14 protein-coding genes are annotated in these 20,239 nt (G+C 44.0%); all 14 read right to left on the bottom strand.

From position 1 onward, the window contains the following. Positions 1 to 27: 27 nt before the first annotated feature. Entirely contained in the window at positions 28 to 1,425 is a 1,398-nt protein-coding gene (locus AC58QC_RS06770) for an ABC transporter substrate-binding protein (RefSeq protein WP_497414425.1), read from the bottom strand. Positions 1,426 to 1,685: 260 nt separating this feature from the next. Continuing rightward, positions 1,686 to 3,785: an alpha-galactosidase gene (locus AC58QC_RS06765; RefSeq protein ID WP_497414424.1), complete on the bottom strand. Its 2,100-nt coding sequence runs from the start codon at positions 3,783 to 3,785 to the stop codon at positions 1,686 to 1,688. 374 nt (positions 3,786 to 4,159) lie between these two features. Continuing rightward, positions 4,160 to 5,698 (bottom strand): response regulator transcription factor, encoded by a 1,539-nt coding sequence (locus tag AC58QC_RS06760; RefSeq protein WP_497414423.1) that lies wholly within the window; start codon positions 5,696 to 5,698, stop codon positions 4,160 to 4,162. A 6-nt stretch (positions 5,699 to 5,704) separates the two neighbouring features. Beyond that, on the bottom strand, positions 5,705 to 7,387 hold the full coding sequence (locus tag AC58QC_RS06755) for a sensor histidine kinase (RefSeq protein ID WP_497414422.1): 1,683 nt from the start codon (positions 7,385 to 7,387) through the stop codon (positions 5,705 to 5,707). Positions 7,388 to 7,448: 61 nt separating this feature from the next. Further along, positions 7,449 to 8,816, bottom strand: coding sequence for an ABC transporter substrate-binding protein (locus tag AC58QC_RS06750; protein ID WP_497414421.1), 1,368 nt, complete (start codon positions 8,814 to 8,816; stop codon positions 7,449 to 7,451). Positions 8,817 to 8,928: 112 nt separating this feature from the next. After that, entirely contained in the window at positions 8,929 to 9,759 is an 831-nt protein-coding gene (locus tag AC58QC_RS06745; protein WP_497414420.1) for a carbohydrate ABC transporter permease, read from the bottom strand. Between the two features lie 25 nt (positions 9,760 to 9,784). Further along, the gene (locus AC58QC_RS06740; RefSeq protein WP_497414419.1) at positions 9,785 to 10,720 is read right to left on the bottom strand and encodes a carbohydrate ABC transporter permease; all 936 of its coding nucleotides are present in this window, start codon (positions 10,718 to 10,720) and stop codon (positions 9,785 to 9,787) included. Positions 10,721 to 11,558: 838 nt separating this feature from the next. Continuing rightward, a complete protein-coding gene (locus AC58QC_RS06735) occupies positions 11,559 to 13,466 on the bottom strand; it encodes a heparinase II/III domain-containing protein (protein ID WP_497414418.1) in 1,908 nt (635 codons plus the stop codon). A gap of 13 nt (positions 13,467 to 13,479) precedes the next feature. After that, positions 13,480 to 13,725 carry a hypothetical protein gene (locus AC58QC_RS06730; RefSeq protein ID WP_497414417.1) on the bottom strand — a complete coding sequence of 82 codons (246 nt, stop codon included), beginning with the start codon at positions 13,723 to 13,725 and terminating at the stop codon, positions 13,480 to 13,482. 129 nt (positions 13,726 to 13,854) lie between these two features. Continuing rightward, complete coding sequence (locus tag AC58QC_RS06725; protein ID WP_497414416.1) at positions 13,855 to 14,829, bottom strand: ROK family protein; 975 nt, start codon at positions 14,827 to 14,829, stop codon at positions 13,855 to 13,857. After that, positions 14,826 to 15,458, bottom strand: coding sequence for a D-sedoheptulose-7-phosphate isomerase (locus tag AC58QC_RS06720; RefSeq protein WP_497414415.1), 633 nt, complete (start codon positions 15,456 to 15,458; stop codon positions 14,826 to 14,828). The genes AC58QC_RS06725 and AC58QC_RS06720 overlap by 4 nt, the downstream gene beginning before the upstream one ends. Positions 15,459 to 15,513: 55 nt before the next feature. Further along, the gene (locus AC58QC_RS06715) at positions 15,514 to 16,329 is read right to left on the bottom strand and encodes a phytanoyl-CoA dioxygenase family protein (RefSeq protein ID WP_497414414.1); all 816 of its coding nucleotides are present in this window, start codon (positions 16,327 to 16,329) and stop codon (positions 15,514 to 15,516) included. A gap of 215 nt (positions 16,330 to 16,544) precedes the next feature. Further along, positions 16,545 to 17,354: a phytanoyl-CoA dioxygenase family protein gene (locus tag AC58QC_RS06710; RefSeq protein WP_497414413.1), complete on the bottom strand. Its 810-nt coding sequence runs from the start codon at positions 17,352 to 17,354 to the stop codon at positions 16,545 to 16,547. Next, entirely contained in the window at positions 17,308 to 20,208 is a 2,901-nt protein-coding gene (locus AC58QC_RS06705) for a family 78 glycoside hydrolase catalytic domain (protein ID WP_497414412.1), read from the bottom strand. Before AC58QC_RS06705 ends, AC58QC_RS06710 begins: the two co-directional genes overlap by 47 nt. Between the last annotated feature and the right edge of the window lie 31 nt (positions 20,209 to 20,239).

Here is a 20,239-nt window from a genome sequence, read left to right as displayed (position 1 = left end):
CATAGATAATAGCTGAAAGGTATTTAATTATTTACCAGCGTAGAATTTTTTCGCTTCCGCGCTCATTTTTGCAACATATTCGTCTGCTTTAAGTTTGCCTGTCACCAATTCCATAAATACAGGAATTACTGTATTCGCTGAGAAATCACCAGCATTGTCAATACCGAAGCCCCATGGCATATTCACTTTTGCATTATTGAAGGCCACAGAAGCATCATTTAATTGAACTGGCCACTTGGAGTCGACGGTAGCTGGAATTGCTAACGCTTGAGCAGCCATTCCTTCTTGTGCTTTCTTCCCTACTAAGTATTTAATAAGTTCAAAAGCAGCCGGCACATTTTTGCTGTCTTTATTCATAAGAAGCGCTTGTGCACCAAAAGAAAGTCCTTGTTGTCCACCTTTTCCATTTCCATTAGCAATCGTTGGGAACTGGAATGAACCCCACTTGAAGTCTGGTCCAGAAGTTGCGGAAACTTCATTCGGCAACCATGTTCCATTTAAATACGTTGCAGATTTCCCAAGCACAAGGTCTTGTTGTGCGGCAGGGTATTTGCTTCCCGCAATTTTGTCTGAGAAGTAACCCTTATCCTTCATCGAAACAATATCTTTAGCAAATTGCGCAATAATTGGATCCTTCCACATTTCGCCAGTTTTATCTTTTACGAGTTGATCAACCCAATCGCTGCCCATAGCGCTGCTTAGGTATCCGCCGATAAACTGATCCCGGTAAGCGTCATCAAATGTAACTGGAGCAACGCCCGACTTTTTAATTAATTCACAAGCTGCCATGAATTCATCCCATGTTTTAGGCGCGCTCGTGATACCTGCTTTATCATAAACAGCCTTATTGTAGAAAAATAGCACGGCATAAGGCTGCTGTGGAATTGCGTAGTATCCTTCAGGGATTCCTGCCGTTTTGGAAAGCGATTTTGTCCAATCCATTAAACTAGGCAACAAGGAGTCTTTAAATGATTTCCCCGCCATACCAACTGCTGGCTGCGTAACAAGTTCGTCAAGCTTTAGAACTTTATCCTTTAGATTACCAATTAATCCAGCTGGGTCCCCTTCAAAAATATCAACTTGTTGTCCTCCGTCTAAAGCTGGCTTAATTAGCTTTGCAAGGTCACGACCCGTAAATTTCAGTTCTACATTCACTTTAGGATTTGCAGCTTTATATTCATCAACTGCAGACTGAATGACCTTGGCTTGTGGTTCTGAATCTTTCCACATGGACCAGAATACAACTTTACCCTCCAAGGCAGATGGAGCTTTTGTTGCTGCTGCAGCAGACGCCGCAGGAGTTGCCTTTGCCGCTTCGGAAGCAGCAGGCGTGCTTGTTGTGCTTGAGTCTGTTCCGCAACCAGCCAATATCGACAATGGCAAAGCAGCAGTGAGTAAGGTTGGGATTAACTTTAATTTTTTCATGGGTAGAGACCTCCTCTAAATGTATGTGCGACTTCCAGGAGTTCGCCGTGCAGCAAGGGTTAGGACTTTGTCTGTCCCAAGGAAATTGCTGTTTCCGACTTCCTATGAGTCAAGTATACAAGTGATAGAACCTTGTTTAACATGCATAATCTTGAACAAAGCCTGCACTATTTTAGCGAAAATCAAAATCGTAAGTCGCACATAAAAAGCCCGCAATGTATGCGGGCTACAGTAGGTAGCGATCAGTTACAACTTCTTTCTTACGCTTTCCGAACTCGTATAACCTTGCTTTGAAAATCACCTTTAAGATTTAGTTTAATCCCAATTTTCATTAACATCTGCCCACTTACAGGTTGATCCATGCCATCAACTTGATATAACATATTCTCCTTTAATCCCTTCAAACGCAAACGGGGTATAGGATTCGAAAAGTTATTAGCTTGCAAAAATGCAAAAACCACGGCTTCTTCTTGACCAACTCCAACGTACATCACGGATGACAAATTACTCGCGGTAGGAGAGAGTAACCTATATTGGCTTCCCTCTTGAACCAGGAATCTGATCTCCTTATATAATTGAATTAATTCTTTGGCTTCATGTAACTCTTCCGAATTCCATTTCAGTAAATTATCACCTATCCCTAATACACCCATCATTGCTGAATGAAACCGATATGATAGAGAAAGCTTGCGTCCATTCATCCAGTGAACTTCATCGGTGACCCATGATTCCATAATTTTTGAACAATAGGCGTATGAGAAGCCCTCTTGAATCTTAAGTCGATCAAAAGCGTCTGTATTATCGCTAGTCCAGACTTGATCAAAATACTGTAAAATCCCTAAGTCAACTCTTCCTCCCCCACCGGAGCATGACTGGAAAATAACTTTCGGATGTTTTTGCTTAAGTTTATCAACAATGTCATATACGCCAAGTGCATGCCTTACCCAAATCTCTCGTTGTTCTTCCAAGGGTGCCGATGGAAAGCCTGGTTCGCTTATGTGACGATTCATATCCCACTTAATAAATCGAATATTGTTTTCAGACAACAGTCTGTCCAAACATTCAAAGATATACTGCCTTACGTCCTCTCTAGCCAAATTTAAAACAAACTGATTCCGGATCTGAGTTCCTTTTCTTGTCTTGAAGTGATAAACCCAATCTGGATGTTTTCTGTATAAATCGCTATCCAGATTGACCCCTTCAGGTTCAATCCAAAGACCGAACTCCATCCCTAGCGCATTTACTTTCTGAATGAGTCCCTGTAAGCCATTTGGAAATTTAGACGGATTAACGATCCAATCCCCTAGCCCAGCGTGATCGGTGTTCCGTGCCCCGAACCATCCGTCATCCATGACAAAAAGCTCAGCGCCAATGGAGGAAGCGATTTGTGCTAGCTGCCCTTGCTGTTCTTCGTTGACATCGAACGCGGTGGCCTCCCATGAATTGTAAAGGACTTTTCTAATCTCATTTCTGTTCTGAGCAGGTAGCACATACTTCCGTTGATAGCTGTGAAGATTTCGACTGGCGGCCCCAAAACCTTGATTTACAAATCCAACAATCCATTTAGGAGTGGTGAAGCTTTTATTTGGCTTCAAATTCCAGGAGAAATCAAAGTCATTGATTCCAGCGCAAATTTTTACCATATTAAATTTATCTTTTTCGAAGACAATCTTCCAATTTCCACTAAAAGCCAATGCACCAAAAAAGACTTCACCATGGTCTTCCTCAGCTTTTCCTTTTCGATCCAGCATGAAGAAAGGATTTGCGTAATGACTGGTGGCTCCCCGTCTGCTTTCTAAAACCAGTTTGGTATCAGGTAATGGAACTTGACTGAGTTGAGTTTCGCCTGCCCATTTGCCGGATAGGTATGTAAGCCTATAGTCTTTTTCTCTTGGCAAGTATATGGAGCCCGTTAATACTTGCTCTAAGTTGATATTGGACTCTCCGTTGTTTATGATTTCGCAATACTTTTCAATAAGATCATGCTCCGGAATAACCTTATAATGGAGCCTGACTTCAAGAGGATAAAACGTATCTTTTAAACACAAAATTAGTTCATGTTCTACAACATCGAAATCGATAAATTCAAGGTCTAAGTCCCGAACGCCATCGTGAAAGGTCGCCTTTAAGCAAGGTTCTGTATATTTGGCCTGTCCCCAGCCCATATACTCTTCCTGGTACAATACACTCCCTATTGGAAACTCCTCAACCATTTCTGCTTCCGGATAATCAGATAGGTAAGGTAGTTTCTCCCCGAAATAAGTATGAACAATCGTTCCTGCTTCACTCAACCCAATAGAATAGGCAACAGAATTTCCTTCCAACGTCCATATTTTGCGAATAGGATCGTGTTTAATCATATCTATTCCCTACTTTCCTGTCTTGTTCTATCTAGTTCGAGCTAGTTCGAGCTCATTTAACGCCTACTCAGGCGGTGACAGCACAATGCTGCCCTGAACAAATTCGACTTTCACTTTATTCGCATTTATTAGCCCTAGTGTTTCAAGGATAATTCGTTTAGAACCCTATTGTTTTCTTGTGGTTTTGACTGGAAATTACTGTATAAGTATACTTCGAAATAGTCTGTGCCTTACATTAACAAAATTGCACAAAGACTGGACAATTTGTTCCTAAAAAATGACCAGGAACCTTTATAAGAAAAAGGTTCCTGGTCACAAGAGTTCTCTTTTAATACTGAATTATCGATATACCTATGCAGGGAGCTGTAATAATTCTACAACATCCCCCGGTCTTTACTTGGATTAACCTTGTAATATCTCTTGTATAGTTTGCTGAAATAAAATATATCTTGTACACCAATTCTATCCGCTATTTCACTTATGGTTAATGGTGTTGTACGTAAAAGCACTCTGGCTTGTTTCATGCGGACCCCTTCCACATATTCAATAACGGATACTCCCTGATGCTCTTTAAATAACTTAGAAAAATGAGATCGACTTATGTTAATGTGATTACAGATATCATCCAAAGTGAACTTATTTTGATATTGTTCATGGATATAGTTTAATGCTTTTACTATTTCTATCCGATGTGTGCCCATATAATGATATTCATTTAACCATCGTTCAAACATGGCTTTATAATCGTTTAACCGATAAGCTTGTTTGTGACTTATTTCGGATTTCAATTCCTCTATGACCGCATATCCCTTTTTCTCGATGAAAGTAATCAGGAACTTCAAGTCTTCTTTAACTGTACTAGGCGGTCGCTTTAAATAACGGATCAAACCAAAAAAAGACTCGACCCACATCGGTAAATTGGAAATCACCGTGTAGTTATTATCATTTTCCATCTCCATGTTTTGAAAAAAAGAATACAAATCAATATCTTTACTAGCAGGCTCGAACTCATTTGGTGAGATTAGGCATGCTGGCGCACAATAAAATAACTGTGTCATATCGTTAACCGAATTACGGACCATCTCTATTAATGAATCTAAGGTTGTAAATTCATAACCCGTTATTAAAGAAGCATCAAGTTTTAAAAATTGCTGTAAAGCAAGCTGAACTTCTTTCATCTTCTCTGCGTGTTTCTCCATCTCACATTCACCGAAATCCAAAATTATAAATCTGGCGTTTTCCAAATGAAATAATTCATTTTTCGGATGAAATTGTTTAATGACCTCTACGGCTACATTCATAAAAGCATAAATGGCAAGATCCGTCTTATTGTTGAATTTAGTTTCACACCATTCTGCAAACCGATCCACTTCCAGCAACGCAAACATCGACTGGGGGTCTTCGAATTGGAAGACTTGGACATTCAATTTCAATGATCTTTTGATCAATTCTGACGAACTGATACGTTGATACTGCCATTCATAGAATAATGAGTTCTGAACCATTAGCAGTTCATTTGAGTCCAAACTCCCTTTGTCCAAACCTCGATTTCGCGAATCTTCGTAAGCTTGAGTTAATTCGGAGATAAGACTTTCCTTATTGAGGGTAGCTTTGAGTAAATAATTTTTCGCCCCATAACGCAATGCCATTTGCGCAAGCTCAAACTCTGCATAGTTACTTATTACAATAGACCATAACCGGGGAAAGAGAACCTTGCACTGTTGTATTAACTCTATTCCATCCACAATAGGCATGCGAATATCCGTCAGCATAATGTCTATTTCGGTACTCTTTAATACATCCAGAGCATCTCTTCCATTTTCTGTTTCCCATACCTCAATGCCACTGCCCTCCAACATCCACTTCAAATGTTTACGGACAGGTGCCTCATCCTCAACAATCAATAGATTCAAGAAAGATCAGCTCGTTTCATCTGGAATAAATACCTTAATGCATGTCCCTAAAGATGGGGAACTTTGAATATCAAAATAGGAGGATTCCCCATAGTGAAGCAACAAACGATCTTTTACATTCGCTAACCCAATCGACTTTCTTGATTTTTGTGTTTCGCCATTCATGAATCCGTTTCCATTATCTTGTATACTTATCTCCATGCCACCTTCTTTAACCTGAGCGTATATATGAATCCATCCGTTAGGTTTACCAGCAAAAGCATGTTCAAAACAATTTTCTAAAAGAGGTTGAATGAGCATCCGTAGAATTAACTTATTCAAAGTCTCCACATGAAAATGTATTTCCACTTTGTACTCATCACCAAATCTAGCGTTCTGAATCTCGATATACCTTTGTAAATATTCCTGCTCTTCTCTCATCGTCCAATGAGAATCTTCCCTATATAATTGCTGTCTAAGAAGAAAAGAGAGAGAAAGCACTAATGAACTTATCCGTTGCTGTGATGTAGAGTCGGCAATAAATCTAATCGTACTTAATGTATTTAATAAAAAATGCGGATTCATTTGTTGCTGTAACATTTGCATTTCTAATTTCCTTTTTTCAGTTGAAGCAAGTTCAAAGTTCTTTCGCGAGGTCGTTAAATTATGGACCAATTGGCGAAGTATTTCTGATAATTCAACGATTTGGTAGTCGGATTGGATCGATATCGTTAAATTGGGTGAATTTGAGGTTAATTGCTTGGATAAGGAACGAATTTGACTAAATATCTTTCTAGTTGTCTGAAGTACCACTAACATAATTCCAAAATAGATAATTAAAATCACTGCAATAGTTATAAACACAACAAAATTAAACAATTTCAACTGATTATTTAAAATATCGGTATTTTCCAATTGATATAAGTACCAATTCGTTGGAATTAGCTGCTTCACGCTGTGAGTTTTCGTACTGATTGATAGTTTCTCTACTTTTTGAGCACCATCTACTTCAGTTGAAAGTACGTTTTCGTGATTTTGATTTTCAATTGCGTAATGTCCACCATCGTTTTTAAGAATATCTTGAATATATGAAATAGGGATCACGATTGAGATCATACCTTTTTGGGTAGCAGTTCCTGGGTTGAACAGCCATCTTGTAAATACAATAAAGCTTGCAGAATCCCCTGTTATTTGTGGACAGTCTATCGTAGACCACTTGAAACTTTTAAAAATATCAGCCTCTTTCAAATCCATGATCGTTAGCACTCGTTCCTGCAGTTGATCCTTTCTTAAGCCTAATCGAGAAGTGTCTGACTGATAGAGGTTCCCATTGTTGTCACGTACAATGACCGCATATTTTTCATTAAGAAAGAAAGCATATTGCAGCCGTTCAATCGCTTCCAAATAAATTTTGTTTTTCTCAATATCGTAAGGATCCTTCACCTCAAGTGAACCTAAAAATTGCCTGTCATTAATAAACAGATTTGTAGCCATAAATATTCTTTGAAATAAATCTTGAACGCGTGACGATGTTTGTTCCATCCTAAATTGATTGGCCTCGTTCACCTTGCTCACTAATGCTTGCTCCGTAAATCGATAAACAAAAAAGAGTACCAGCGATAAGGGAATGAAAACGACCACTAGCAACAAAATCAATCTTCGCTGAACCGATTTAGGACCCGAATACCGTTTGGTCCCCCATATCATCATACTTCGTCTCCTTGTAAAAGTACTATGCCCGACTCTAATAAGACGGGCATAGCAGGTTACTTTATTTATTTTTTTGATCTTGAATCACTTTATCGACTTTTTGCTTCACATTTTTCAAAACATCGTCAACCGATATTTTTCCAGTGTAATATTGTGTAATTTGATCCAAGAAGGTTGCTTCATATTCAGATGGCGCACCCAAAATTGGTTTTTCTTCGACATTAATTACATTTGTGTCACCGCCAAACAGATATTTGACTTGTTCCACAGTAATTCCATCATCTTTCAATTTATCTGCTAGTTCTTGATAATACTTGTTCGCATCAACCTTATTATACATCGGAAGCGTTCCCGTACTCAGTGTGTAATCTGCAACATACTCCTTCGCAAATAACAACGCTTCTTTGGCATGTTTAGAATTTTTAGGAACAGCTAAGGAGTCAATACTTGACCAGTTCATATGCTTTCCTGCCATTTCTTTTGAAACCGGCATTGGTGCAATTCCAGCTTTCCATTCTCGTGGGAATTTGTCTTTTTTCGTCGCAGCTAACTGAGCATACCATTGGGCACCAACGACCATACCGTAATTACCGTTCCAATAAGATAAGAAATCTGTATTGTTGGAGATATACTCCGCTACTGGCATGGCTGCTTTCTTCACATTAATAACATCGTTCATCCATTCTAAGCTGCGTTTGAATTCAGGTGCGTTAATATTGCTCAATCCATCTGAGGTATAAAACTTACCATCTGTTAATTGACTGCCATATCCATAGTAGTACATGCCCCAATTGTTATAGAACATGCCGTATACTTTGTTTTTACCGCTTTCATTGTTCGTTAGTTTCTGAGCAGTGACGGCATATTCGTCCCAAGTCATTGGAACTTTAGGATCGGGATAAGGAACTTTAGCATCATCGAATACTTTCTTATTATAATATAGCATCCAGTTATTTTGTTGAATAGGAAAACGATAATATTTGCCATCCTTATCCGGTTTAAAATTACCGAAATCTTTACTCATATCGACGCCAGCTTCTTTAGCCGCATCGTCAATTGGCATCAGAAAACCCTTATTAATCGCATCAAACTGATCGACACCATTGCCCCAGATTAAATCAACAACAGAGCCGCTTGCAAGCATAACATTTCGTTTATTAATATATTGCTCGTGGGGGACTGCGATCGAATCAATTTTAATATTTGGATATTTTTTTTGAAAGCGCTCGATAAAAGCTTTATACTCGGGCGTATCCGTATACTCAGAAATGTTTAATACTTCAAGTGTCACGCTGGCGCTCGAGCTTTTACTTGCATCCTTAGTATCAACAGCATTTGTACTACTTGGCGCACTGCTTTTGGTGCTGCAGCCTGCTGCCATGAAAACTAGCATAACCGAGGTAGCGATAACGGACAATTTTTTAATCATTTGTGTCGTTCCCCTTTTTCGTATTATTTTTGTACAATATTATTATAGGGTGAAATGAATTCGCAATTGAATGGAATAAATGCTTTCCTAATTTGTAAAATTGTCTCAACTTTTACCCTTTTATTCCTGAAGAAGTCACACTCTCGATAAATTGCTTTTGTAAAATGAAAAACACAGTTAATACAGGTACAATTGCAAGACATGCCAACGCCATTTGTTGCGCGTAGTCTTTACCAAATTGCGTTTGAAAACTCTGCAAGCCCATGGGTATTGTATATAGTTCTTTTGATTTCAAAAAAATAAGCGGCTGGTAAAACTGATCCCAGATCATAAAAAAACTAAGAATGCCAAGCGTAATCAATGGGACCTTAGCTAGTGGCATCGCCACTTTCAAAAAAGACCGTGTAATTCCACTGCCCTCCATGTACGCAGCACTTATTAATTCACGAGGAAAACTTAAGAAAAACTGCCGCATCATAAAAATGGATAGAATATCCAAAATATTTGGGATGATTAATGCCCACCTTGTATCCAATAAATGAACAAAACGAAATGCAATAAACTGAGGTAACAAGGTAAGTTGATAGGGGACAAACAAGGTCATTAAGAACAAGAAAAATATAGCCCCAGAATACTTAAACTTTAAAAATCCAAAGGCATATCCACTAAATGCAGCAATAATTAAACGAAAAACAACCGAAATGACTACGACAAAAACAGAATTATATAACCATGTTAAAAATGGTGTCTTCAGCCAAATCGTTTGATAATTCCCCCAATTTATTTGACCCCAATGGAAGAACACAAATGGCCTTTCAAAAACTTGGCTTTCAAATTTAAAAGATGTCGATACCATCCAAAGAAGCGGAGTAATAAAGAGTAATGCTATTATGATAAATATAAGTGATCTTATTAATTGCGGAACATTAAATCCAATATTCACAGTTAGCCTCCTCCCATTTCATATTTCATTGATAAAATACCCATTTCTTCTGTGCAATCCAATTGATCCAAATTAACACTAAAGTTATTAGGAAGAGAAATACACCGATTGCAGACGCATAAGAGAAATCAGAAAATTCAAAGGCCGAACGATAGATATAATAGGTAAGCGTGGTCGTGCTGAATGAAGGTCCACCTTTCGTCAATAAGGCCATTTGGTAGAATGCTTGCAACCCTCCGATAATTGTGATCAGTAGTAGGAAAAAGGTTGTTGGCGAGATTAACGGAAGCGTAATATGTCTGAATCTTTGCATGAGATTGGCCCCATCAATTGACGAAGATTCATAATAGTCCGTTGATACAGCTTGCAATGCAGCTAAAAATAAAATGCAATGATAACCAACGTCTTTCCATGCACCAATGATGGCAAGAATCGGCAGTGCCCAATGTGTATCTACCATGTATTGAGGTGGAGTTGAGACTCCCAAGCTTATAAGCAAACTATTTAAAGGTCCTTGCGTCGGATGCAAAAAAACATTCCAAACGACTAATGTTGCTACATAAGTGGTGATGTAAGGAATTATAAAAAATGTTCTGACCAGGCCTCTCATATAGAGCTTCGCATTTAAAATTAAAGCCATTACAAGTCCAAGTACAAGGGTCAATGGGACATAAATTACCAAATATATGCCTGTATTTTGTACTGATTTCCAAAAATCTTCTTCGTGAATCATTTTGCTATAATATTTCAACCCCTCAAAGGAAAAACTTCCTGACATCAGGTCTACTTTATTGAAGCTCAAGAAAAAGATGCCCAATATCGGTAACAAAACAAACAAGAAAAATCCCAAGATACTTGGAATTGCGAATAAGAAGCCCACTTGCCTTTCGCGCCTTTCTAACGAATAACCATGACGAAATCTCTTCTTTACAGGTTGAGTAAGTGTAATTATCTTCTCCACGGGCTACCTCCAATTAAGTTGATCATAGTTATATTATCTTCTATTTCAGAAGGGCCCGGAATGGAGCAAATGCTTGACTGTTTTGTATTATTGTCTGATTTATGTGGTCACGATATATTACACAGAGAATGCATGATGTAAAAGACCGCTAATCCTTTTTGCCAGGATCAACCCATTCATTCCACTACAAATCGTTCCGTACAATGGCGATATAAAGGCTCAGTTCTGGATATAAAGCGCCAAATCCTTCAGATCCCCTCTTGATCATTAAGGACTTTTAGCTGTGAATTATACCACCATTTAGATTTCGAAATTGATGAAATGTTAACATTATAGAAAATAATTAATGTCTTTTTAAATGACTAGGTGCGTAATGTTTAGTCCTTATAGATCGCAAGCTGCAAATCCGCGAGACTAAAGCCGAAGGGCAGCTAAGAAATCGGAACGAAAATTGCGCAGAACTGAGGACATGCAATGGCGTCAATGAATCTCGAATCGATACCGTAAAAATACCAATATGCCCCACTCTATCTGTAATGAGGGGGGTTGCTTCAACATGTAAGGTTATTTCATCGAGACTATAGAAAACTACCGGTTAGCGGGGAGAGACAGTCGAAATAAGACCTAGCCGTTTTCATTTACCTTGATAAATCAAATAGCCCTACGATTTCTCGTAAGGCCAGATGATTCAAATCTCGTTATCTGTGTGGAGATCGGCTTGGAGCCCTCGGGTCTTTTTGGGAAAAAACAGCAAATGACAAGCTCTCATGCTTGTGTCGCCGGGCACTCCTGCTCCGTGCTTTTCCGACGTTCTGGAATTGGAGTCGATGGATTACCATTAGACATCATGCACCTCGAGACGGTACTCCGCCTTATAGGTCGCGGAAGCGCCCGTTCGGCGCACCATGACGCCCCAACGAAGTAAGTCGGAACGATGTTCGTACCCTCGGAAAATGTACACCGTGGTGCCGGAACAACCGGCCATCTCCAGCCTCACACGTTTGCCTGGAAGCTTCCAGCTGATCTGCCAGTCTCTGTCAACGGCGCAGCTTTGCACGTCCTGCATCAGCTGGTAGCCGTCACCCTCTCCCGGCGCCGATGTGTTTTCCATCGGGAGTTCACATTCCAGCTCGCCCGAACAGTGGAAGAACCAATCGAATGTATGCGTTTCGCTATTAGTGTGAGAAGCCGCTTCCTTCGTAATCATAAATTCATCCTGAAGCCGGTCGTCCGACAAGTTGAAGCTGCGCTTATAAGTAACGCCTGGATAAACGTCATCCGCCTGTACGAGGCAACTGTTGGCGACGGAATCGAACGACACCAACTTGCCGGCCGGCCTGTTCGGCTGATTGAGCTGGTCTACCATGACCGTATTGTGTGCGATCGCTTTGCGCTGCCATTCGCGGAAAATGTCCGAGCCATATCCGGCGTTTGAAATATCGCGAGACACGATTTCATCCTTCAGAAAGATTTCGAAGTTCATCACGTCGGCATGAGCGTGCTCGCTGATAACGAATCCGTACTTCAAGAACACGCTTGTCTGCGGATTTTGCAACAAGACGTAATGAATGTCCTCGTCGCAGCGGGAAACGCGCTCCGGCCGGATCGAAGCGCCGTGCTCTCTCTCATAACACTCGAGCTCACTTCGCCAATCGGTGCCGAACAGCAGGCGCGGGAGCGTGCCCACATATTCCGACGCCCCGTCGTTGTTGTCATCGTAGCATTGAGCAAGCGCATAGCGGAAATTCGGCTCGTCGTAAACGTTACGGATCCACTCGTATTGACGCGCGTAATTGGCGAACGAGAGTAACGGCCAGCCGTCGTTCGGGCTCGGGAATTTCCCATTTGGGAACGCGTATTGAAGTGGATAGCGGTACATTTTGCGAACGGATTCCGTAAACGTAGACTGCTCGTACCCGTAAAGCGCGCAAAAGGCGGCGTAATGGGTCAAGCCGTCCGCGCAGTAAAAATGATAATGGAACGAGCTCTCATACCAGAAGCCTTGCGGCAGCAGCCCTTTGGCCAGCTCCTTGTTGATCCCTTCGTGCCCATCCTCCGCTAGTCGGCACCATTCATGCTCGCCGTAGAAAAGGCCGATCATGCCGAGCGCCGACTTCATCCAGCAAGCGATATTCGGCGTGCCGCCGTCCTTCGTGTTCAGAAACGAGGCCATAGGGAAGAAAAAGCGAAGTTTTGCCAACTCGAGTTCGTCCTCCGGCAATTCGTCTCGCACAAGGTGCATGCCGTTCAGCATCCAGCAAATCGTGACAGCATCCATAAGGTTAATGCCGCTGAACCGGCCTTCGAAGCCTCTAGGTGTGCGAACACGGAACGATTCCAGATGCTGCGACAAAAAGGCCAGCACCTTACGGATATACGTCAAATACTTCACATCCCCGTGCAGATTGTAGAGCACGGCGGCGGAAAAAACCTGTGTCCCCGTTTTACTACGGTATGCGGCGTTCCAAGCCTCGTTCGCTTCGTCGTCATGGCGAATGGCATCGCAGTGGCTGCAGCGATGCTCGGTCGGCTTGTTGACGTCGAACACGAGAGCAGAGGCGCAAAAGCTACAAAAGTAATTGTGTCCCCAACCGGAAATGCGCGTTGGATCGTCAGCGTATTGTGCAATCCATTGATCGGTTTCTGCTTTCGTTTGGTCGGCAATCTGCTTCGCCCATGGATAGCGGGCAATTTTATCGTAAATCGCGGGCCAGTCCTTCACCAAAAGTTTGGCTGCCGGTAGCATTCAATCGTCTCCTTCACGGGTGCTTTAGATTGTTCAGCTTCTTGCACAAGTTCTCATCCAGCTGATTGCGGTCTCGTCGTGCGGCTTCGTAAACCGTTCCGTCAAACCCTACATACATCATAAAGAACCGGTTCCGGTGCCTAAATACAAAAGGGCAATCGACCGCTTGTTCATCGAATGCCCCTTTCTTGCCGGAGCCAATCAGCACCGGTCTGCCAAGCTTGTATGGCGACGCCCAATCGGGATTTGTCGTTTCCATTATTATTAGCTTCCTCCGTTTGCAGTTGTCCCCATGATAATAACGAATTATCCCGGCGAAATGTATTCGATTTCCTTATGATTTTATTAGAATTATTGCTTTTTTGTATTTCTCCATTTATCCCTCCTCCTAATTCCGCTGTTCATATTCATGAAGTGCGACCGATAAACTGGCTGCATCCCCGACATTATCTTTTAGTCCGGAAGGGACTACTCGGCAAACACCGAGAGAGATCGGCAAAGCCTCGCGCTGAAGTTCTTCCATGACAAGAGGAGCAAGCATTGACTCTTGCCGCTCATAGATACTCCCAATAACAATGGTATCTGGATTTAGAATATCAACCAAGATAGCCAGTCCGCGACCGAGCTGTCCACTTACCGTTCGAATGACCGTCATTGCCAGCTCATCTCTGGCGTGGGCAGCTTCAAACACATCTTTCGCTGATAGCTCATGGAGCTCCTTATCGGCTAATAAAAGAGCCGATTTCTCCACATGCCCCCCCTCTTCGATTAACTTTTGAGCCAGTCGGGCAATCCCGCCACCGCTGCAAAAACCTTCGAACGAGCCATATTTCCCGTAGCCCAGAGGTCCCTCTTCCGCTAAGCGGATATGTCCAACTTCACCGGCCATATCGTTGGCCCCACCATAAATGCGCCCGTTTAGGATAAGACCAGCACCCATACCTGTTCCAAAGGTCAAGAAAACCATATTGTCAGAGCCACGTCCGGCTCCCCATTTCCATTCCGCTAATGCACAGGCGTTTGCATCATTTTGTAAACCCACAGGGACGCTGAAACGATCTCGAAAAGGAGTCAACACATCAATACGATCCCATCCTGGCAGATTCGGCGGTGACAGTACAAGACCATCCTTGCTGCTCAAAGGTCCACCGCAGCTGATACCGATCGCTTGTAATGTGCCTCTATTATTGCGCTCTAGCAATTGTTCCAAGGCATCACCGAGCTGCATGAGTGCTTCTTCAGGTGTTGGCGGCGTCGGAAAGCTTATTTTATCTATGATGTTAACCGTTTCAGACGCCGTACTGCCCAGTACAGCCGCACATTTCGTGCCTCCAATATCAATACCACCGAGCAGGAGACTCATACAAAGAAAGCCTCCTCTAGCATCATACAAAGCACATGGTAGATCGGAAGATGACGTTCCTGAATGTCCGGTGTGGAGCGGTACGGTACGCGAATGATGACATCGCAAAGTTCCTTTAATCGGCCGCCGTCTTCACCCGTTAGACCAATCGTCGTTACACCCATGGATTTGGCTACCTGCACAGCGTGCACAATATTAGCCGAGTTACCGGATGTACTGAATACAACGAGCGTATCTTCTTGTTTGCCATACCCGTAAACTTGTTGCGCAAATACCATATCTGCCGCTACATCATTATTAAAAGCTGTTGCAAACGCCGTATGGCTGACAAGCGAGATCGCCGGGAGCGAACCCTGCAAATGATCCGCTAAATACTTTCCATGCTCTTCGCCATGTATCATCATTTTGTCTCTATGCTCCTGAGGGAGTCTGCGCGGAGACATAAATCCTTTCATTAATTCACCCACAACGTGTTCACAATCCGCTGCACTTCCTCCGTTACCGGCAAGCAGCACTTTGCCTCCCTTTTCGAACGACAGCTTCATCGCCACAAATGCCGCATGGATTGAGGCACGGCAAAGCTCCAAATCTGGGTATTTAAACAATAGTTGCTCTAACGTTTGACCCATGCGCCAATCTCCTCCCTCACATGTTTCTTGGATAACTAGTTAAACGCAGTCCGTTTTAAAAGCAACCTGGGTATTGCCGACCTCTAACGAGCAAGCCCGGATTATAGCGGTTCACCTGGCTTGGATTCTTTGATCTTGAACTCGCATAATGAAGCACATAAGCCCGTCTTTGCCGGTCGGTCGTTTCGTTATCTCCAGATCGATGCAGGAGAGTACCTGGGAAAAACACAGCTGATCCTTTCTTCAAGCGGCATGGGATTTCAGCCTTTCCTTTAGCTGCTTGAACCTCTAAAAAATATGTTCGCTGACGCTCATCCTCTGGCACATCATGAGGGTGAATGGGGTCTCGCTGACTTCCGGGGATGACATGAAGGCAACCGTTTTTTTCGTCTACGTCATCTAGAGCGATCCATACGCCTATTAACGTGTTTGGCTCTGTTTTAATATAATGCGAATCTTGATGATATGGCTGGCCGATTCCCAGTTTATTAGGCTTGTCAATATACATGCTTTGCAGGCATTTTATATCCGGTCCGAGTAAAACGTTTAGGATATCCGCAATTTTATCATGCATGGCATAGTAACGGAAAATCGCATCTGTGAGGTGCATATGGTGTCCAATCTTGAACAAATAGGCAGGATCGGGTTTATCATTCGACACAAGCCCTTTTTTAATTGCTTCAGGCTCCATATAGATCCCGTTTTTTGGACCGATCGGGACTTTTCCAGTAATCATGTTTACGGCGTTCGCGTTCAGTTCATCGCATTCGGAAGCGGTAAATATTTGCTCAACGATTAAAAATCCATGCTCCTTGTAATGCTCCCTTTCCTTGTCCGTTAGCGTAAATCCTTCAGTAAAATAAGTAGACATCAGTACCGCCTCCATATTTGTTCGGATGTAGTTCGCTGCAAGGCTTTTTCATACGACCGTGTGCTCGAAGCAGATTGGCAGCGACGAGATTTGAGCAAGCCATTCCTTCTGGTCGATTCCTCAACAGATAACCCGATACGGTCCCACTGCTTGATCTCCATAAAAGGCGATAAACCCATAATCATCTTCCCTTCGGCCTTCGGCTTTGAATCGGATCACGCGTCTTTACGATACTCATCTGCACTGTTAATGTGGAAATCCTTCGACAGTCGGGCGAACTTCTCCGTAGGCGGCACGCCTTGCGGATTATGGAAAAACTCGTCAGTGCCATTCACCAGATACGATCGAAAACTCGGCGCCTTTGAGAGGTCGCATTTCACGTTCGTTCCCGAGTAGCGAACCGTCAGCCCGATCCGCCAGCGATCGGAACGGTTTGCCGGCGACCCGTGCACAATGGCATCGTCATGCAGAGATACCTGCCCAGCCTTTAGCAGAAGTGATTTGGCCTCCGCAGCATTGAAAGTCCCCTGCTCAAGCTCAAGTGTCAGAACGGAATCTCCGCTTACGCTGCGATGCTTGATCAACCCTGCTTTATGGGTCCCCGGGACGACCTGCATGGCACCGTTCTCCTCATCCACATCCGTAAAGGCGAGCCATATGGTTACCGTATTATGCGGATGAAGCGGCCAATAATAGGCGTCTTGATGCCATGCCACCGTATCAGACGACCCCGGCGTTTTTGCGAAAAACTGGGACCCCCATACATAAAAGTCCGGCCCTAAAATTCCTTCTACATACGCCAAGATTTGCGGATGGGTGCAGATATCGTAGAGCCACGTGCTCGACATGTGCCATTCTCGAATTTCCATCATTTTCTCACCCGGCTCGAGCAGCTTCGTTAATTCTTGAAGTTCCCGGTTTAGCTGCTGCATTTGGTCATCTGTATAAACCGGAGCAAGATCGAGGAGATAGCCGTTTTTATTGTAAAACTCCTTCTGTTCCTCGCTCAGACGTTGAAGCTTCATGGTCATTCCCTCCTAAAAAGATCAACTCTATTTTCCAATTTTTTGCGCTTTCCGGATCAACTTCCACATCTATACCCTTAGGAACATGGACCCGCATTGCCGATTGGCCGTCCCGCTTCGACCAAGACGTATTGATTCGTCCGAACGGCGTTGGGATAGAACCTTCCGCCCACTGCAGTTCGCACTCGGGAGGCTTCACGAAAATCCGTTTCCAGCCGTCCGCTTTACGTTCAATCCCGAGCAGCAGCTCAGATAAAAAGTACCCTGGAGCCGCTGACCATGCATGCGCATGGCTACGCGGAAATGTAGCGAATGTCTCCCACGTCGTTGTCGCTCCATAATCAATCATCCGACCCCATTCCCGACGAATACCGTCCATAATGCGATCCGTGAGCCCGAGTTGTCTCCAAGCATCGTACAGATAGAAGGCGAAGAACGGCGTTCCTGTCTTCACCCAATGCTCGGGCGGATTCGCAAGCTTCTCTTCAATTATGGGACGTTGTTTCTCCGAGATTGCCTTTGTCAAAAACAGAAGCACATGGGTTTGTATACTGCATGTTGAAGATTTTTCCCCTGTTCGGTGGATACCGTCGATAAACTCCCCTGCCGTCTCGTCGAACAATTTAGTTTGCAGCGTTCTTTGCAGTTCGGCAGCAAAAACTCGCATTTCATTGCATTTCTTTCCCTGCCCGAGAGTTTCCGCCATATCCGCCGCCAACTCATGGCAATACGCAAGCAGAGCATGCTCTGCTGTTGATACCCCGATGGACGGTAAATCGATCGGTGCCCAGTCAAGCAGATGCCATGCGCTCATATCGAGCAGACCCTCTTCATTTAGAAAGCTGCGGTAAGTAGCCAAAGTTTCCGTAACTTCCGGAAAAAGATCTTGGAGAACGACAAGGTCCCCGCTCTCCGCAATATACTCCGCAACAGCTATAATCCAGCTGAACGTCCACATCGGAATTGCAGCCTGCCAGTCCGTCGGTAATAGCGAAGGCAGAAGATTGCTCAACCGTCGTGTTCGGGGAACCAGCGTAAGGCAATGCCGAACCAGTTCGTATGAGCCGAACATTCGGTAATCGACCAGGGCGCTGACACGGCAGTCCCCAACCCAAAACACCTGCTCATACGTCGGGCAATCAACGAATGTATCCTCCATACAAAGCTTCATGGTACGGTGTGAAATGTCCCAAATCTCGTTCAACAGGGGATCTGAGCAGCGAAATCCGCCATGCCCGGCTGCGGGATAATGAGACTGATGCAGCCGAATGCTATAGAACCGTGCCTCCTGAGAAAGCTCGCGAAAAGTGATGATCAAATACCGGAAGCCCATTCGGGTGCTGCTCCGGAACGTCTGCCTTCCTTCCCGGGCTATATAACGATATGCATTATTGCACCCGGACGTATATTGGTTGGTCCCCTCGTGCCGATTCTCGAAGCCGTACACGTCGATGATGGTTCCTTTCGGCACATCCACCTCAAACTCAACATCTCCGATCGTCATCGCACCGAAATCAACTGTATATTCCATATCCCCGCTCGCAACGGGAGTCGGAACGATGGACGGGATTCCATACCCGTGAAGAAGATGCTCCGAATCACGAGTAACGGGAAGCGTTCGAACCGTTTGTTTGTTTCTGACAAGCGAATATATATGCTTGTTCCACATGACGTGGTCAGCAGGTACATCCGTGAACTGTTTCCGATATGCAGACAAATCCGCAAGAGATGTACAAGCCCCCACCGAAACGAGCAGCGGATGCTCACGATCGAGCCCCGTTTGCTTTTCGACTCCGCCGTAAATCGGCTGGATGCCGTCCGCTATCGGATGCCTCCGCTCGATCGGACCGAGCGTAGCGAAGGAAGCCCCCTCTTCTCCGTGTCCGAAAGGATGAACGAATCTGGCCACTCCTTCCAAATCCAATTCCATATGCGCGAAACCGTCGTTATGTACGGCAAATATCTCCATTAGAAAGAGATGGCTACCCGGTGAGATCGTAAGCTTATCGCCCGACTTATACCACTCGCCGCCGATGCGAAACCGTCCCTGCACCCCATTCCATGGCGTATGGGCAAAGCTAATGGTTCCTTCGGCACCGAGTGGCACCTCCAAGCAAGAGGCTACAAACCCCGAAAATACCTTTGCGTTCGCATCCCGTTCGCCGGGAAAAAAATTATCACGCAGCCGCAGCGACAGAACGTTAGTTGGCTGAACTTCCGCTAACTCCAATATCCGCTTTGGCTGTACAATCTCCGCCGCAAACGGATAAATCGGTCGCTCGTGAAGCTTCCCCCAAGGTAAACCGTCATGGCTCGCTACTACAACGGCTTGGTCCCAATCAGAATCATCGTAATCGGCTTCGATCCAAGCGCCCGGCGACTGATTGGCATCGTAAATTTCCATCCAACCGAGGTTGACGTTGCGTTTTACGGTCAATCGGTCATAGGCCTCGTTCAGTTTGCACTTCCAAGACTCGTCCGTCCCTATTGTCTCGGCGCCTTCTCCCGACCCGAGCCGCAGTTCGGCTATCAAGCCGGCCTCGGCTTCGATATATTGATAATTCGAATGCCCGTAGTGCCACACTTGAACCGCGATGCAGTTAACTCCGGTCTTAAGTAAATGCGCGATTTCATAGGAATCGTAATACCAGTGCTCAGCAACGGAACGGATCGGCCCGCTTCCGAGAAAATGTCCATTCACCCAAACGCGAAACCGCGAGTCCGCCGAAATATGCAGCTGGGCACTGCGAGGCGTTTCGGAATCCAACCCCAGCGTCCGTCTAAAGCATACCTGTTCGTTAATCGGCATGCGGTCGCGGTCGTCTTTCCATATCCAGAAAGCATTATTCAGCATAAAAGGAGCCTCCTTGTATTAAACGTCCGTA

The organism is Paenibacillus sp. J22P51 (assembly GCF_059692215.1).
Note: the sequence above shows the minus strand (reverse complement) of the source record. Positions and strands in the feature narration are given on the sequence as shown.

What these genes read in the sequence shown, in the direction of transcription:
- AC58QC_RS06730 (WP_497414417.1), bottom strand. Translation starts at nt 13,725, where the DNA reads ATGGAAACGACAAATCCCGATTGGGCGTCGCCATACAAGCTTGGCAGA.
- AC58QC_RS06755 (WP_497414422.1), bottom strand. Translation starts at nt 7,387, where the DNA reads ATGATGATATGGGGGACCAAACGGTATTCGGGTCCTAAATCGGTTCAG.
- AC58QC_RS06715 (WP_497414414.1), bottom strand. Translation starts at nt 16,329, where the DNA reads ATGTCTACTTATTTTACTGAAGGATTTACGCTAACGGACAAGGAAAGG.
- AC58QC_RS06750 (WP_497414421.1), bottom strand. Translation starts at nt 8,816, where the DNA reads ATGATTAAAAAATTGTCCGTTATCGCTACCTCGGTTATGCTAGTTTTC.
- AC58QC_RS06720 (WP_497414415.1), bottom strand. Translation starts at nt 15,458, where the DNA reads ATGGGTCAAACGTTAGAGCAACTATTGTTTAAATACCCAGATTTGGAG.
- AC58QC_RS06725 (WP_497414416.1), bottom strand. Translation starts at nt 14,829, where the DNA reads ATGAGTCTCCTGCTCGGTGGTATTGATATTGGAGGCACGAAATGTGCG.
- AC58QC_RS06765 (WP_497414424.1), bottom strand. Translation starts at nt 3,785, where the DNA reads ATGATTAAACACGATCCTATTCGCAAAATATGGACGTTGGAAGGAAAT.
- AC58QC_RS06710 (WP_497414413.1), bottom strand. Translation starts at nt 17,354, where the DNA reads ATGAAGCTTCAACGTCTGAGCGAGGAACAGAAGGAGTTTTACAATAAA.
- AC58QC_RS06770 (WP_497414425.1), bottom strand. Translation starts at nt 1,425, where the DNA reads ATGAAAAAATTAAAGTTAATCCCAACCTTACTCACTGCTGCTTTGCCA.
- AC58QC_RS06705 (WP_497414412.1), bottom strand. Translation starts at nt 20,208, where the DNA reads ATGCTGAATAATGCTTTCTGGATATGGAAAGACGACCGCGACCGCATG.
- AC58QC_RS06735 (WP_497414418.1), bottom strand. Translation starts at nt 13,466, where the DNA reads ATGCTACCGGCAGCCAAACTTTTGGTGAAGGACTGGCCCGCGATTTAC.